15 protein-coding genes are annotated in these 13,260 nt (G+C 61.6%); 3 read left to right on the top strand and 12 right to left on the bottom strand.

Annotation, left to right across the window (positions count from 1 at the left end; genetic code table 11):
• Positions 1-24: 24 nt before the first annotated feature.
• The 5 genes from tatA to KB449_RS04460 all read right to left on the bottom strand — a co-directional run bounded on the left by tatA (position 25) and on the right by KB449_RS04460 (position 3,131).
• Entirely contained in the window at positions 25-252 is a 228-nt protein-coding gene (tatA, locus tag KB449_RS04480; RefSeq protein WP_282907221.1) for a twin-arginine translocase TatA/TatE family subunit, read from the bottom strand.
• A gap of 174 nt (positions 253-426) precedes the next feature.
• Positions 427-1,455: a molybdopterin-binding protein gene (locus KB449_RS04475; RefSeq protein ID WP_282907220.1), complete on the bottom strand. Its 1,029-nt coding sequence runs from the start codon at positions 1,453-1,455 to the stop codon at positions 427-429.
• Positions 1,455-1,949 carry a MogA/MoaB family molybdenum cofactor biosynthesis protein gene (locus tag KB449_RS04470; protein ID WP_282907219.1) on the bottom strand — a complete coding sequence of 165 codons (495 nt, stop codon included), beginning with the start codon at positions 1,947-1,949 and terminating at the stop codon, positions 1,455-1,457. The genes KB449_RS04475 and KB449_RS04470 overlap by 1 nt, the downstream gene beginning before the upstream one ends.
• A 58-nt stretch (positions 1,950-2,007) precedes the next feature.
• The gene (gene moaC, locus KB449_RS04465) at positions 2,008-2,496 is read right to left on the bottom strand and encodes a cyclic pyranopterin monophosphate synthase MoaC (protein WP_434082485.1); all 489 of its coding nucleotides are present in this window, start codon (positions 2,494-2,496) and stop codon (positions 2,008-2,010) included.
• Positions 2,496-3,131 carry a 5-formyltetrahydrofolate cyclo-ligase gene (locus tag KB449_RS04460; RefSeq protein WP_282907217.1) on the bottom strand — a complete coding sequence of 212 codons (636 nt, stop codon included), beginning with the start codon at positions 3,129-3,131 and terminating at the stop codon, positions 2,496-2,498. The genes moaC and KB449_RS04460 overlap by 1 nt, the downstream gene beginning before the upstream one ends.
• A gap of 192 nt (positions 3,132-3,323) precedes the next feature.
• Here KB449_RS04460 and KB449_RS04455 point away from each other — a divergent pair, with 192 nt between their 5' ends.
• A complete protein-coding gene (locus KB449_RS04455) occupies positions 3,324-5,258 on the top strand; it encodes an ABC-F family ATP-binding cassette domain-containing protein (RefSeq protein WP_282907216.1) in 1,935 nt (644 codons plus the stop codon).
• Positions 5,259-5,977: 719 nt separating this feature from the next.
• On the opposite strand, the gene KB449_RS04450 is transcribed toward KB449_RS04455, so the two are convergent.
• From KB449_RS04450 to tsaE, 5 genes are all read right to left on the bottom strand, one after another.
• Positions 5,978-6,688: a hypothetical protein gene (locus tag KB449_RS04450; protein ID WP_282907215.1), complete on the bottom strand. Its 711-nt coding sequence runs from the start codon at positions 6,686-6,688 to the stop codon at positions 5,978-5,980.
• A 251-nt stretch (positions 6,689-6,939) separates the two neighbouring features.
• The gene (tsaD, locus tag KB449_RS04445; RefSeq protein WP_282907214.1) at positions 6,940-7,977 is read right to left on the bottom strand and encodes a tRNA (adenosine(37)-N6)-threonylcarbamoyltransferase complex transferase subunit TsaD; all 1,038 of its coding nucleotides are present in this window, start codon (positions 7,975-7,977) and stop codon (positions 6,940-6,942) included.
• Positions 7,974-8,462 (bottom strand): ribosomal protein S18-alanine N-acetyltransferase, encoded by a 489-nt coding sequence (rimI, locus tag KB449_RS04440; RefSeq protein ID WP_282907213.1) that lies wholly within the window; start codon positions 8,460-8,462, stop codon positions 7,974-7,976. Before rimI ends, tsaD begins: the two co-directional genes overlap by 4 nt.
• Positions 8,459-9,262 carry a tRNA (adenosine(37)-N6)-threonylcarbamoyltransferase complex dimerization subunit type 1 TsaB gene (gene tsaB / locus KB449_RS04435; protein ID WP_282907212.1) on the bottom strand — a complete coding sequence of 268 codons (804 nt, stop codon included), beginning with the start codon at positions 9,260-9,262 and terminating at the stop codon, positions 8,459-8,461. Before tsaB ends, rimI begins: the two co-directional genes overlap by 4 nt.
• Positions 9,246-9,788: a tRNA (adenosine(37)-N6)-threonylcarbamoyltransferase complex ATPase subunit type 1 TsaE gene (gene tsaE / locus KB449_RS04430; protein ID WP_282907211.1), complete on the bottom strand. Its 543-nt coding sequence runs from the start codon at positions 9,786-9,788 to the stop codon at positions 9,246-9,248. Before tsaE ends, tsaB begins: the two co-directional genes overlap by 17 nt.
• 239 nt (positions 9,789-10,027) lie before the next feature.
• Here tsaE and KB449_RS04425 point away from each other — a divergent pair, with 239 nt between their 5' ends.
• Positions 10,028-10,588: a hypothetical protein gene (locus KB449_RS04425; protein WP_282907210.1), complete on the top strand. Its 561-nt coding sequence runs from the start codon at positions 10,028-10,030 to the stop codon at positions 10,586-10,588.
• 111 nt (positions 10,589-10,699) lie between these two features.
• Here the strand turns inward: KB449_RS04425 and KB449_RS04420 are convergent, their stop codons facing one another.
• Positions 10,700-12,130, bottom strand: coding sequence for an aminotransferase-like domain-containing protein (locus KB449_RS04420; protein ID WP_282907209.1), 1,431 nt, complete (start codon positions 12,128-12,130; stop codon positions 10,700-10,702).
• Between the two features lie 226 nt (positions 12,131-12,356).
• Here KB449_RS04420 and KB449_RS04415 point away from each other — a divergent pair, with 226 nt between their 5' ends.
• Complete coding sequence (locus KB449_RS04415) at positions 12,357-12,566, top strand: hypothetical protein (RefSeq protein WP_282907208.1); 210 nt, start codon at positions 12,357-12,359, stop codon at positions 12,564-12,566.
• Positions 12,567-12,695: 129 nt separating this feature from the next.
• On the opposite strand, the gene KB449_RS04410 is transcribed toward KB449_RS04415, so the two are convergent.
• On the bottom strand, positions 12,696-13,142 hold the full coding sequence (locus KB449_RS04410; protein WP_282907207.1) for a hypothetical protein: 447 nt from the start codon (positions 13,140-13,142) through the stop codon (positions 12,696-12,698).
• Between the last annotated feature and the right edge of the window lie 118 nt (positions 13,143-13,260).

Below are 13,260 nucleotides of genomic sequence, written 5' to 3'. Positions count from 1 at the left end.
TGTACGTTGACGGTCTCCCGCCCGTTATTCAGGCAGACGACGTTCGGACTTCACCGGCTCCGCTTCCGGAGCGGCCGCGACTTCGCGGCGTGCCGGACGTTCGCTGTCGTCCATCAGATCGTTCGCGCCCTTCTTGAACTCGCGCAGCGTGCGGCCGAATGCCCTGCCCAGCTCAGGCAGCTTGTTCGGTCCGAACAGCAGCAAGGCGATTAGGATCAGCAGGATCAAGCCCGATGCACCAATACCTCCCATAGTTATCCCTCCCCTGTCTAGCTGTCATGCAGAGCAACTTAAACGAAAAAAGAAAAACGGCCGCCTGCCTTCAACCTAAAACATGGCGCCCGCAACGATCTTCCATCCATTTGATGCGCTTAATTCCCCGGTCAGTAGCGTAAAAGTACGTACCGCCGAAAACGCCCCGACCGGTCAACGATGCAGTCCGCCATACCCCATCGCGGCGATCTCTTGCCGCGTGATCGCCTCTCCCGCCAATACGCGCGGAAGCAGCACGTCGAACGACGTATACGGATCGTGCATGACGCAGCCCGGCAATCCGAAGATCGGCACTCCTTGCAGATACCCGAACAGCAGCATCGAACCAGGCAGCATCGGTGTCCCGTAGCTGACAATGTCGGCGCCCGCGTCGGCGATGGCGCCCGGCGTCCGGTCGTCCGGATCGACGGACATCCCGCCGGATACCAGTATCATATCATAACGTTGTTCCAGGAAGTAGTACAAGTGGTTGACAATTATTTGTCGATCGTCGGGTGCGAAGCGCTGTTCGGCCAGTTCCGAACCGAGCGCTTCCAGCTTGGCCCGGACCGCCGGGCCGAACTTGTCCGCGATCCGTCCCGTGAATACCTCGGTTCCCGTGGAGAGCAGGCCCGCACGCATCCGGCGAAGCGGCTTGACCGCAACGGCATCGGCTCCGCCATGCTTCGCTTTGTATTGCGCCATGATCTGTTCGGCGGCCGCGATCTTGGCTTCGGGCACGACCAGCGGGATCGCTCTGGACGCGGCAATCGCTTCTCCGGCCTGCACGAACCGTCCGCCGACGATCGTGGCGAGGGCGATCTCGCCCAGCGCGTTAATCCCGTCCACGACCTCGCGAGCGATGACGGCGAGCCCCGGGCCGGCAGCCTTGAGCGTCACCTTGCCCTCGTGCGGTTCGCCGTAAACGATCCCTTCTCCGCCGAGCGCGGCAGCCAGCCGCAGCGCGGCGTCGTCCTCGTGCAGATCGCCCGGCGCAAGCTCCATTACATACAGATGCTCCTTGCCGATATCCTTCAGCTTCGGGATGTCGTCCGCCGTGACGCGGTGCCCCTTGCTAAACAGCCTTCCCTTGAAGGCGCCGGGCAAAATCTGCGTCAGGTCGTGCGCAAGCGTCAAGCCGACGGCGTCCTCGACCTTCACCTCGCGAAGCACGGTCTCCCGAGGTCCAGAAGTACCGCTCATCAGTAGTCTCTGTCCTTCCCGATGCCCGATACGAGCAGCAAGGCGTCGGGCAGTTGATCCATGATCGCCATCAGCATGTCGTTGACGCCCTTCGGATCGCCCGGCAGATTAACGATCAGCGAGCGTCCCCGGATGGCGATAATGCCGCGATAGAGCATATAATGCCGACTTCGCTGCATGACCGCAGCCCGCATCGCCTCCGTCATGCCCGGCACGGTCCGCTCGGATACCATCAGCGTGGCCTCGGGCGTCACGTCGCGCAGACCCAGACTCGTCCCGCCCGTGGTAAGCACCAGATCGGCCTGAAAGTAGTCGCACATCTCGATCAGGGCGGCTCGCAGCTCGTCCTGTTCGTCGGGCACGACGCGATAGTCGACGATCTCCCCGCCAAGCTCCTCTTCGACCAACTCCCGGATTACCTGCGCGCTCGTATCCTCGCGTTCGCCCCGGGAGCCTTTGTCGCTGGCTGTCAGCAGCGCTACTTTCCAAATCATGCCCATCCCCCCGATTCGCGTCTCCTCAAACTTCGCAAGCGGCTTCGGCTCGATCGGCCTAGCCTTCCGCCCGGTAATCCCCGCTCTTGCCGCCTGTCTTGCTCTGCAGCAAGGTTGGCCCGATTACCATGTCCTTCTGCAGCGCCTTGCACATATCGTAGACGGTCAGCGCAGCCGCGGACACCGCCGTCAGCGCCTCCATCTCGACGCCGGTCTTGCCCGTCGTCTTGACCTCGGCCGCGATCGTCAGCGTGTCGTCTCCGCTCGTGCCAAAGCGCACGTTCACGCCGGTCAGCGGCAGCGGATGGCACATCGGAATCCAATCGGATGTCCGCTTGGCCGCCTGAATCGCCGCCACCTGCGCAACCGCCAGGACGTCGCCCTTCTCCACGGTACGGTCCAAAATCCGCGACAGCGTCGCAGGCGCCATCGTAATCCGGCTCTCCGCCACGGCCGTCCGCGCCGTTACCGCCTTGTCCGATACGTCTACCATGACGGCGCGGCCCTGTTCGTTAAAATGCGTCAATCGTCCATCGCCGCCGGTCACTAAAGCCCCTCCTCCGCAAACCATATCAAGCCTTCTTCCGTCGCCACGCCGTGGAGCGCCAGATCGTGCGCTTCCTTGGGCAAGACTTGGCCGGACAGCTGAAGCGCAAAGGCAAAGCCGATCCAATAAGGCAGGCTTCCCGGTCCTAGCGCTTCGGCCAAACGATCGTAATAACCGCCGCCATAGCCGAGACGGCCGCCATGCCGGTCGAATGCCATGCCCGGAACCAGCACTACGTCGGGACGAACGTCTGCCGCAAGCGGCTCGGTACGGAGCGGATCCGGACTGGGCACGCCATAGCGCTCCGGCCGCCAGTCCGCCGATGAAGCGACGATCCGCAGCTCCATTCCGCTGCCGTCCTCCCGAACGCGAGGGGCGACCGCCCGATGGCCCGAAGCGACGCACCAATCCAGCACGCCGGCCGGATCGGCCTCCGAGCGGAATGCGCCGTACAAGACCACGGTCAGCGGCCTCCCCAGCTTCAGGCCAAGCGGCTGCAGCGCCTGTGCGACGACGACATCGCACAGCCTTCGCGAACGCGCCTCGCGCTCGTACGGCGTCAGCGCGTCGCGCTTGACCGCCATCGCCTTGCGCAGTGCGGGCTTCCCCGTGCCGTCCGGCTCCTTTGCGTTCATCCGCCATCCCTCTTCAGTGCTATTCATATTCATAGATAGCAACAGTGTATCATTTTTCCGGACAGGACGCCAAAGAGCTTTTTCACAGAATCGGGTGGCCACGAATCGGCCCCCGTGTTGCGTTTTGGACGTTCGAGCGGATTTGCGATAAACTTGTTTCAACTAAAAAGTTCTCGTTCGGAGGGAATCCTCTTGCTTTTACAGGCATCCGGCATCGTCAAGCATTACGGCGTCACCCCTATACTAGAAGGCGTCTCGCTGCAAATCGGCGAACGCGATCGCATCGGTCTCGTCGGCGTGAACGGGGCGGGCAAATCTACTTTTCTCAAAATTTTGGCGGGCGAACTGGACTCCGACCAAGGTTCGGTGTCCAAGCCTCGCGAGCTGCGGATCGGTTACTTGGCGCAAAATAGCGGGCTGGCTCCGCAGTTGACCATCCAGGAAGTGATGAACGCCGCGTTCGGACCGCTGCTCGAGCAGGAGCGCGCCCTCGGACGGCTCGAGACGCGCATCGCCGATCCGGCCGAGCAAGCCGACGCGGCCCGCTATGAAGCGCTGCTCGCGCAGTATGCCGACGCGAACGACAGATTCCGCGAAGCGGGCGGCTTCGAGATGAACAATCGCATCAAGGCCGTGCTCCACGGCATGGGCTTCGGCGACTTTTCGCGCGATACGGTCGTCTCCTCGCTGAGCGGCGGACAGCGGACGCGCCTCGCGCTCGCCAGACTGCTCGTCGTCCAGCCCGAGCTGCTCCTGCTGGACGAACCGACGAACCACCTCGACATCGACACGTTGACCTGGCTTGAGCAATATTTGCGGACGTATTCTGGCGCCATGGTCATCGTTTCGCATGACCGTTACTTCTTGGATGCGACAGTCTCTTCTATTGTAGAGATCGAGCGCCATGCGGCGACGCGCTACACCGGCAATTATACGCGCTTCATGGAGCTCAAGGCGGCGGATTTCGCGCAGAAGGTCAAGCTGTACGATCAGCAGCGCAAAGAGATTCAGCGGATGGAGGAATTCATCCAGAAAAACATCGTTCGAGCCACCACCACGCGCCGCGCGCAGAGTCGCCGGAACGCGTTGGAACGCATCGAACGGCTGGAGCGTCCGGGCACGCTGAAGCAGGCAAGCTTTTCCTTTACGGCCGAACGCCGCACAGGCAAAGACGTGCTGCAGGTGTACGACGCGTCGGCCTCGCCGAAAGAAGACATCAGCCCTCTTTTCCGCCATGTCGGCTTCGAGGTCAAGCGGGGCGAGCGCATCGCGCTGCTCGGTCCCAACGGCGTCGGCAAGACGACGCTGCTGCGCGCGCTCGTCGGCCAGCTCCCCCTCGCGGCGGGCACGATCCGCTGGGGCACCGGCGTGCAGCTCGGCTATTACGACCAGGAGCAGCGAGGTCTGACCCCGTCCAACACGGTGCTGGAGGAGGTCTGGAGCCGTTATCCGACGCTGCCCGAGGCTGAGATTCGCACCGTGCTCGGCAACTTCCTGTTCAGCGGCGAGGATGTCCGCAAGACGGTCGGATCGCTCAGCGGCGGGGAAAAGGCGCGCGTCGCGCTGTCCAAGCTCATGCTGATGAAAGCCAACGTGCTGGTGCTGGACGAGCCGACGAACCATCTTGACCTCTGGAGCCGCGAGGTGCTCGAAGGCGCTTTGGAGGAGTATGACGGGACGCTGCTCTTCGTTTCGCATGACCGTTACTTCCTGAACAGGCTCGCGGACCGCGTCATTGAGCTCGGGCCGGATGGCGCTGCGCATTTCCTGGGAAATTATGACGAAATGGTCGCGAAAAAGCGCGAATTGGAAGAATGGGCCGCGGCATCCGCATCCGGCGGCGCCTCAGCCTCCGGAGGAACTGCCCAGGCCGCGCAGGCGCCCGCAACGGACTATGAGGCCGACAAACAGGCAAAGCGCGAAGAACGCGCGAAGCAGCGCAAGCGTGAGCAAGCCGAAGCCGACATCTCGAAGCTGGAAGCGGAGATCGCGGCCCTCGAGGAAGAGATGGCGCTGCCGGAAGTGTGCACGGACTTCGTCCGGCTGCGCGAGGTTCAAGCGAAACTTGAAGAGAAACAGCAGGCGCTTGAGACGACATTCGCCTTGTGGGAGTCATTGATGGAATAAGCGCGGGCGCCTGCGGCGTCACCTTGCGCAAGCCGTACATCCGACTTAGCTGAAGACTTCCGGTCGACTTGGAAGCTATGAATGGAATTCAAAAGTTGTCGCAAGACAGTCAACGTTCGGTTCAAGCAAGTAAGTCTCCGCTTGCTTTTCCAGGGACATGAAGGCTATAAATACGACGCCGCCCGGCTTTGTCATCCGACGAAGCTTACGGGCGGTTTTTCTTTCTGCTTTCGGCGTTAAGGTTGGTATATCGGTCCCATCACCAGAGAGACTCGAGGATCTCGTCCGCGATTCGGCTTAGATCCTGCAATCCTCCAGCCTAACTTCCAAGTTGATCTCCCCTTGACGAAATTTTCACAAAAAGTTTGAAAGTCAGGTTGCCCACAGTTTTATCCACATTTAATCATCGCTTTCGGCGCTACAGGGGACACACTGTAAATCGGGCGGAAGGCGTCTTATCGCCATATTCCTGGATTGATCATGCAGGTCCATGCGGCAGCTTATGATGTTACCCCCATAATCCCCAGAATGGAAGCGATGGCCATGAAAATATCATCCACGTTTTCAAGATTACATTCCGTTTACTCTCCCAACACATTCAGCCCGCTTATCCCCAATGTTCACAGGGGGTGTGGATAACTTTGCCCACACCTACTACGCGCTCATTTGGGAGTCGAATCCATTGACTTTTTTCGACGAACCGCTTCCACATTCCGCTGTTACCCCTCGATCAGCCGCCTGACTTCACCTTCCATCCGTAACGTGCTGCCCGGCATAAAATACACGTTTAAGCCGTCATCCATTAAAGTGCAAACGAACGCGAACGGTCCGTCCATATAAAATACGACGCTTGTGTAAACGGGATCCGGCTCGCCTGCTGCCGAGGTAGGTGCCGCCTCTACGCCGGATGCAAGCAACCCCATGAATGCATCCTTCTCCACATTCACAAGCGACCGATATGGCACTATATCGCCGCTTCGGATCAGGTCGATGCGAGCGATCCGGTCTTTAGGCAAGGTATCGTATTGAAGCGCCATTTGTCCCCTTATGCCATCCTCGAAGTAAAGCCGATAGCCGCCGATCCGCTTCTCGTCGCGGGCTGCAATCGCTTTGTCGGCCGAGTAACCTTCGATCCGGTAAAGCTTTGTCCCTTTTGGCAAAAACGCGGCATCCCCCGACTTAGTCCGATAGCGCGGATTCGTGACGACATCCGCCACCTTGAACTTTACCGTGCCTACGACTTCGTCGGTCACAAGCGAGGGATCGGCCAGCACGGTTCCATACTCGCTCGAATAATCCCGTTCTCCCAGTCTGACGAAATCGACCCAGTCGATTACGGTATTTCCCTCGAACGGAATCGTCTTCAAATGACTGCAGCCGCACAAAAACAAAATTGCGATCATCATCGGAACGAACCATGTTCTGCTCAAATATCCCGCCCCCTTTATTTCTAAAAGACGGGATTTACTGCAAAAAGTTTCCGTCACGTTGAAAACTAGGAGGAATGGACACACAGGACGAAGAAAAGCGCCTGAACGATCGACGGGGTCGGTGTCGATCGTTCAAACGCTTTTCAAAAGGGGGTATGTCAATACTTTAACATGCAGATATATACATGTCAACATATATAACATGATTTGATCTATTAATTAACACGAGATTTCACACTTCGCCCTTAAACCTACCATTCCTCCAGCGACACCTGCGCGGAAGCTGCCAGATCCAGCGATGAGAACTGCCCCCTGCGCCATTTGAGATCCGCGGCGGCGCCGATCATCGCGGCATTGTCGCTGCACAGCGACAGCGGCGGCACGAGCATCGGCAATCCGGCTTCCTCGCAGAGCGCGGCCAGCCGCTCGCGAATGCCCCGGTTGGCCGCGACGCCGCCGCACAGCAGCAGCTGGCGGGCGCCAAACTCGGCTGCCGCCTTCATTGCCTTCGTCGTCACGACATCGACCACCGAGTTCTGAAAGCCTCGCGCAAGCGCTGCGAAGTCGGGATCGAGTCCCTTCATCTTGGTCCGGTTGATCTCGGCAAGCACGGCGGACTTCAACCCGCTGAAGCTGAAGTCGTACGAGCCATCCTCGAGCCAGGCGCGCGGCAGCACGATTTCTTCGTCCGACTGCCGTGCCAGCTTGTCTACGTGCGGTCCCCCCGGATAAGGGAAAGACAGCGCGCGCGCGACCTTGTCGTAAGCCTCGCCGACCGCATCGTCCCGCGTGCGACCGATGATTTGAAAGACGCCTTCTTCGGGAAGCAGAACCAGCTCGGTATGGCCGCCCGACACGACGAGCGCAAGCGCCGGATATACGATATCTCCGACAAGCCGGTTCGCATAAATATGGCCTGCGATATGATGCGTACCGATGAGCGGAACGTCGAGCGCAAGTGCAAGCGCCTTGGCGGCCACAACGCCGACCAGCAGCGCGCCGATCAGGCCCGGACCTTGCGTGACGGCGACCGCGTCGATGTCGCTGCGCGATACGCCGGCTTCCGTCAACGCCTCCTGCACGATCATCGTGATGCTCTCGACATGCTTGCGCGAAGCGATCTCCGGCACGACGCCGCCGAAGCGCCGATGCGTCTCGATCTGACTGGAGACGATGTTGGAGAGCACCTCGCGTCCGCCGCGCACGACGGCTGCCGAGGTCTCGTCGCAGCTGGTCTCGATCGCAAGCAGCAGCCCCTCGTCCTTGTTACCTGACATCTTAGTGGTCATGATGACATTCCTCCGCGCTCCCGGCCAAGCGACGGGTCCAGGTCGGCCCACATAATGAGGGCATCCTCGTTGTTATCCGAATAATAGCCCGGCCGAAGGCCCGCGGGGCCAAAACCGAGCTTGCGATAGAGGCGCTGCGCGCGTTCGTTGGACACCCGCACCTCGAGCGTCATCCGCGCCGCGCCGAGCCAGGCCGCGGTACGCATCAGTTCCCTCAGCAGGCGCTCGCCCAGCCCTTTGCCGCGGTACGCCTCGCGGACCGCGATGTTCGTCACGTGCGCTTCGTCCACGATGAGCCACATGCCGCCATAGCCGAGCACTTCGTCGCCCTTGGACATCACCATATACTTGGCGAACAAGTTCTGCGTCAGTTCGTTATGGAAAGCTTCCGGCGTCCAGGGAGCGGTAAAAGCCTCCCGTTCGATCTCCACGATGGCATCGATGTCCGCCAGCGTCATCGACCGGAACTCGATCTTGTCGTTCAAGCCTGTCCCTCCGTCCGAGCGCCGTCGCCGAGTTTGGTCTCGGCTTCGGTCAGCTGCGTGTAGTTAGGCGCGAAGCGATGAACGTCGTCAACGAGCCCCTGTGCCAATCGCGCCGCCGCGAGTCGGCCCATCTCGCCCGCGTCTATCGTCAGCGGCAGCGCGAACGCGCCCTCGAGCGCCGCAAGGACGGCCGCGTGCGGCCCGATCTCGCCGACGAACGCGAGCAGCGCGCCCTCTTCGGCCGCGCTCGCGGCAAGCGACGGCCCCCAATCGCCGATAAGACGGATCGCGTCATCGTCGAGACGGTGCCACACGGCTCCGTCGGTCGTTCCGAAGCGGGCGCCGTATACTTGACCGCGCCTGGCGTCCATGATCGGGACGATCCAGACGGACCGGCCCGCACGGAGCGATGGGAACGAATCCGTCTCTGTCGCCTGTTTTTCGCCACGCAAATAAGGCCCGGCCGCCATCGCCAGCGTCTCGAGGCTCGAGAGGCCGACGAGCGGCTTGTCCCAGGCCCAAGCCAGCGTCTTGGCAGCCGACACGCCGATGCGCACGCCCGTATAAGAGCCCGGACCCTTCCCCACTGCAATGGCGTCGACCTCACCCGCACCGGCCTCTTCCAGCAGCGCCTTCAGATCGGACACGATGCGCACGGCATGGTTGCGCTCGGCATGCGAATGGCGGCTCGCCAACACCTCGTCGCCGCGGCAGACCGACGCGGCCAACACGGCCGTAGACGTGTCGAAGCACAGCATGAGCGGATTTTCGCCTGCCGTCTTTTTACCCCTTGTCGTCATCGCCGCTTCCCTCCTCCTTCGACAACCGCAGACCGAGCTCCCGGCACCAGTCCTCGTACCGGGCGCCGATCGGCTCGCATGTCGCCAGCCTGCTCTCGGGACCGGTCAACTCCAGCCGGATATGCAGACGCTCCGGGGGCAGCAGCGGCTCGACGAGCGAAGCCCATTCGACGAGCGAGACGCCGTTTCCATCGAAATATTCGTCCAGTCCCAGCTCGTCGGCTTCTTCGATCGACAAGCGATACACGTCCATATGATAAAGCGGCAACCGGCCGCCTTCGTATTCCTTGACGATCGTGAACGTCGGGCTGTTCACCATACCCGGCACGCCCAGTCCGGCCGCGAATGCCTTCGCGAAGCGGGTCTTGCCCGCGCCCAGATCGCCGTCTAGCGCGATCAGCGCGCCAGGTACGCACAGGTCCGCCAGCCGTTCGGCGAAACGCACCGTATCCGCCTCGGACCGCAGCTCCAGCACGAATCGTCCGGCGCCGGCGGCCTGTCTCCCGCCCTCGCTCCAGTCGTGCATGTCGATCGTTCTCCTTCAATGCGGTCAGACCGCAGGTTGTCCTTAATTATATCGGTGCCGGGGCTAACTTGCAAAGCTAGTGAAGGCGCGGTGGACGGGGTAAAAGCACCCTCCGCAAGTCTATCCCTCGCCCCCGTCCGAAGTCGGGAGTCATTTTATACCCAGGGACGTGCCGGCAGACCCGCACGCCAGGTTATGATGGCTATAGACAATGAACGAATGGATCGGGGGAATAACTTGTGTACAGCGCTTTGAACGGCATCGCTGCGGGCTTCACGCTGCTCCTGCTCGCGTTTGCATGGATGGCTGCCAGCAAGGCCGGCAAGCTGAGATGGTTCGGATCGGCCGAGCGGCTCTCCCGCAGGTCCCGCAAGCTGCTCACGTGGACCGCGCTCGCCACGCTGTCGGCGACCGGCGCAGCCGCAGCCGTCTGGCAGCTGTCGCAGTCCGCCGACAGCTCGCTATCGGTCGGGCGGGCGTCCCTGCAGCTGACGCTGATCGCGCTGCCGATGGCGGCCGTCTGGCTGACGGCCCTGCCCGGCGTCTGGCGCCTGTGGCAGGGCGCCGCGCGGCTGAACGGCGCTCCCGTGCCCGCCCGGCTTGCGGCGAGATCGGCTTCCGCCGCGCTTGTCGCGCCCTATCGGGCAGCCGCGTACGGCGCCGGCGCCAGCCTCGTATTCAGCGCGCCGGCTGCCTGGGGCACGGCCGCCCCCGCGATCGCATACGCTGCGCTCTTCGCTGCGCTGTGGATGCTTCGCCGGCGGCGCATCAAGCAAGCCGCAGCCCCCGTATCGCGGTAGCGGCATCGCCCGCTGGCTCCTGCTGAACCGTTCCGCGATAGCGCTGGTTCAGACCGTACCGTTCGCCGGATATTTCACCCGCTCGCCGTCCTCCCGGCACCCAGCCCTCCTCTAACTTCGCAGCAGCGCCTCCTTCAGTCGGATGACGCCGCGCTCGATCTGCCCGGCTTCCGGCTTCGCATAGCACAACCGCAGGCTCGGCTCCTCCGCGCCGAATACTTGACCTGGCACGTAGGCGACGCCAACCGACATCGCGCGCTCGAGCATCCGGAGCTGTCGCGGATCGTTATCTCCAAGCCACTTCACCCACAGGTTCAAGCCGCCGCCCGGCGGCTCGAAGGACACGCTGCCGGACAGATGATAATCGAGGCTCGCGCGCAGCTCGTCCAGGCGAAGCGCCAATCCGGCCCTCAACCGGCCGATTTGCCTGTCAAAAGCCTCTCCTTCAATCAGCTTGGCGGCCAGCCATTGCGGGATGACGCTCATCCCGAAGTCCATCTGCTGCCGCGCGTCAGCCAGCCTCGAGACGATCTCCTGCGGCCCCGCCAGCCAGCCGACCCGAAGGCCGGACGCCGCGACCTTCGACAACGAGCCTACGTATAAAATGCGGCCGCCCGCGTCCTCCGCCTTCAGCGGCAGCGGCGGCCTTCCGTCGAAGGCGGTCAAGCTGAACGGATCGTCCTCCACGATCGGAATGCCTTCCTTTTCCGCGATTCTCAGCAATGCGGCTCTTCGTTCGGCGGAGAGCACCGTCCCCGTCGGGTTCTGGAAGTTGGGATTCAAAAACAGCATCTTGAGCCGGTGTCTGCGATGCAGCCGCACCACATCCTCCGGATCGATGCCCGCCGGGCCAACCTGCAGCGGATAGACGCGCAGCCCCGCCGATTGAAGCAGCGGCAGCGAGAAGCAATAGGATGGCGTCTCGACGCCTACGGCATCGCCCTGGCTCAACAAGCATTGCATGATTAAAAAGAGCGATTGCTGAGACCCCGACGTGATCAGCAACGAAGAAGCTGACGTCCCGATGCGCAGCTGCCGCAACAAAAAGGCGGCCAGCGCTTCGCGAAACGGGCCGTAGCCCTGCGGATCGTCGTAACCCAGCGGACCGTCATAGGGCTGTTCGGAAAAAATGCTGCGCACCGTCTCTCCCGGGAACAGATCCTCCGACAACTCGCCGCTGGCGAAATCCACGAGACCGGCTTCCCTGCGCAAGCCGGACCGGATCCGGCGCATCGCATCCGAATTCGGCAGCATCGTTCCCACGTCCAAATACTTGCGCCAGTCTGCCGTGCGCAGCGGAGAGGCGTCTCCGCCGGCCACGACCGTGCCGCTGCCGACCTTGCTTACGACCCAGCCCGAAGCGCGAAGCTCCTCGTAGGCCTGGATCACGGTCGTCCGGTTGACCGCCAGCTCGGCGGCAAGCTTGCGCTCCGCGGGCAGCGGACTGCCTGCCGTCAGCTCCCCCGATTTAATTCTTCGTTCGAAATGCTCGGCGATCTGCCGATAGACCGGCTTGCTTGACGCGCGATCGGGTAGCCACATACGCCGTCCCTCCAATGCTACCATTATCGCCTTACGCATGGTTGTCCGGCAAGCATGGACAGGGAGGCACGACCATAATTGGATGGTAAATTGGATGGTTAAAAAAACGTCGGATTGGAGGATGCGGACAGACGAAAAGCCTCCTATGCTTGTAGCAACGACAAGGAGGCGAACTGCGTAGCCGGAGTCCGGCGAAAGGGGAGCTTCGAAAAGGAGATGCCGTCCAATGAGCATGGCCTATCTGATCGGCTTGGTATTCTTCGTCATGATCGCCGGCTTCACGGCCACGCTGGCCGTCGGCTGGTCCAAGGCCAACCGGAGCGAAAATGCGGGCTACGGCAGCGGAACGGGCAAGAAATGGACGCGCCTGGGCTCGATTTATGCGCTCTGTATCGCCATCGTGCTTGCCGTCTTTTTCGCCCTGCTCAATCGCTGATCGTTCTAGGAGGTGTTTTCGCAGCATGCTGTATATATGTATTTTGTCCCTCTGCATGGTCGGCGGGCTCGCCGTACTCTTTGCCGCCGGCAAATCGATCGTCGAATCCGAGGAAACCTGACTTCTTCATTACAGCCAACGCATGAAGCTCCCCTGCCGGACGGGCACGCCTTGCTTCTCGGCCCAGCGCAGCAACAGAAGCCCGGCGCTTCTGTCCTTCAGGTCGAGGCATAAACGCACGGGCACAACCCGTCTGCCGCGCGGCAGCAGTCCGACGAGACCCCGATTGATCCGCAGCTCCCGCAGCGATTTCCCTTCGATCGTTAGGCCATTTACGGTCAGTCGGCTGCCCGCAAGCGTGAGCTCGGCCTTGAGCGCTTTCCGGCGAATGAGCAGGTAGGCGAGACATCCGCCGCTCAGCGTCATGAGTCCCGCGTGGACGTACCAAAAGGATTGGTTCGCGCCGTGTATCACGTTGCCCACCGAGAGCAGGAAGAGCAGAACGAATCCCGATATCTGCTTCGTACCTAAAGGGTACTGTACCGGAATTTTGCGAATCGCCGTTTTCTTTTCCATATTAACCGCCCCTTCAGGCCTACTGGCCTGTCCTTGTCCATATCGATTGTATGCCTGGCATCGTCTCTCTATTCGCCGACTTGCTAGATTATAGCAAAAGCGCAGCCTTTAGGCTGCG

The organism is Cohnella hashimotonis (genome assembly GCF_030014955.1).
Lineage (GTDB): Bacteria > Bacillota > Bacilli > Paenibacillales > Paenibacillaceae > Cohnella > Cohnella hashimotonis.
The sequence above is the reverse complement of the archived record's forward strand: the minus strand, read 5'-3'. Positions and strand labels throughout refer to the sequence as shown.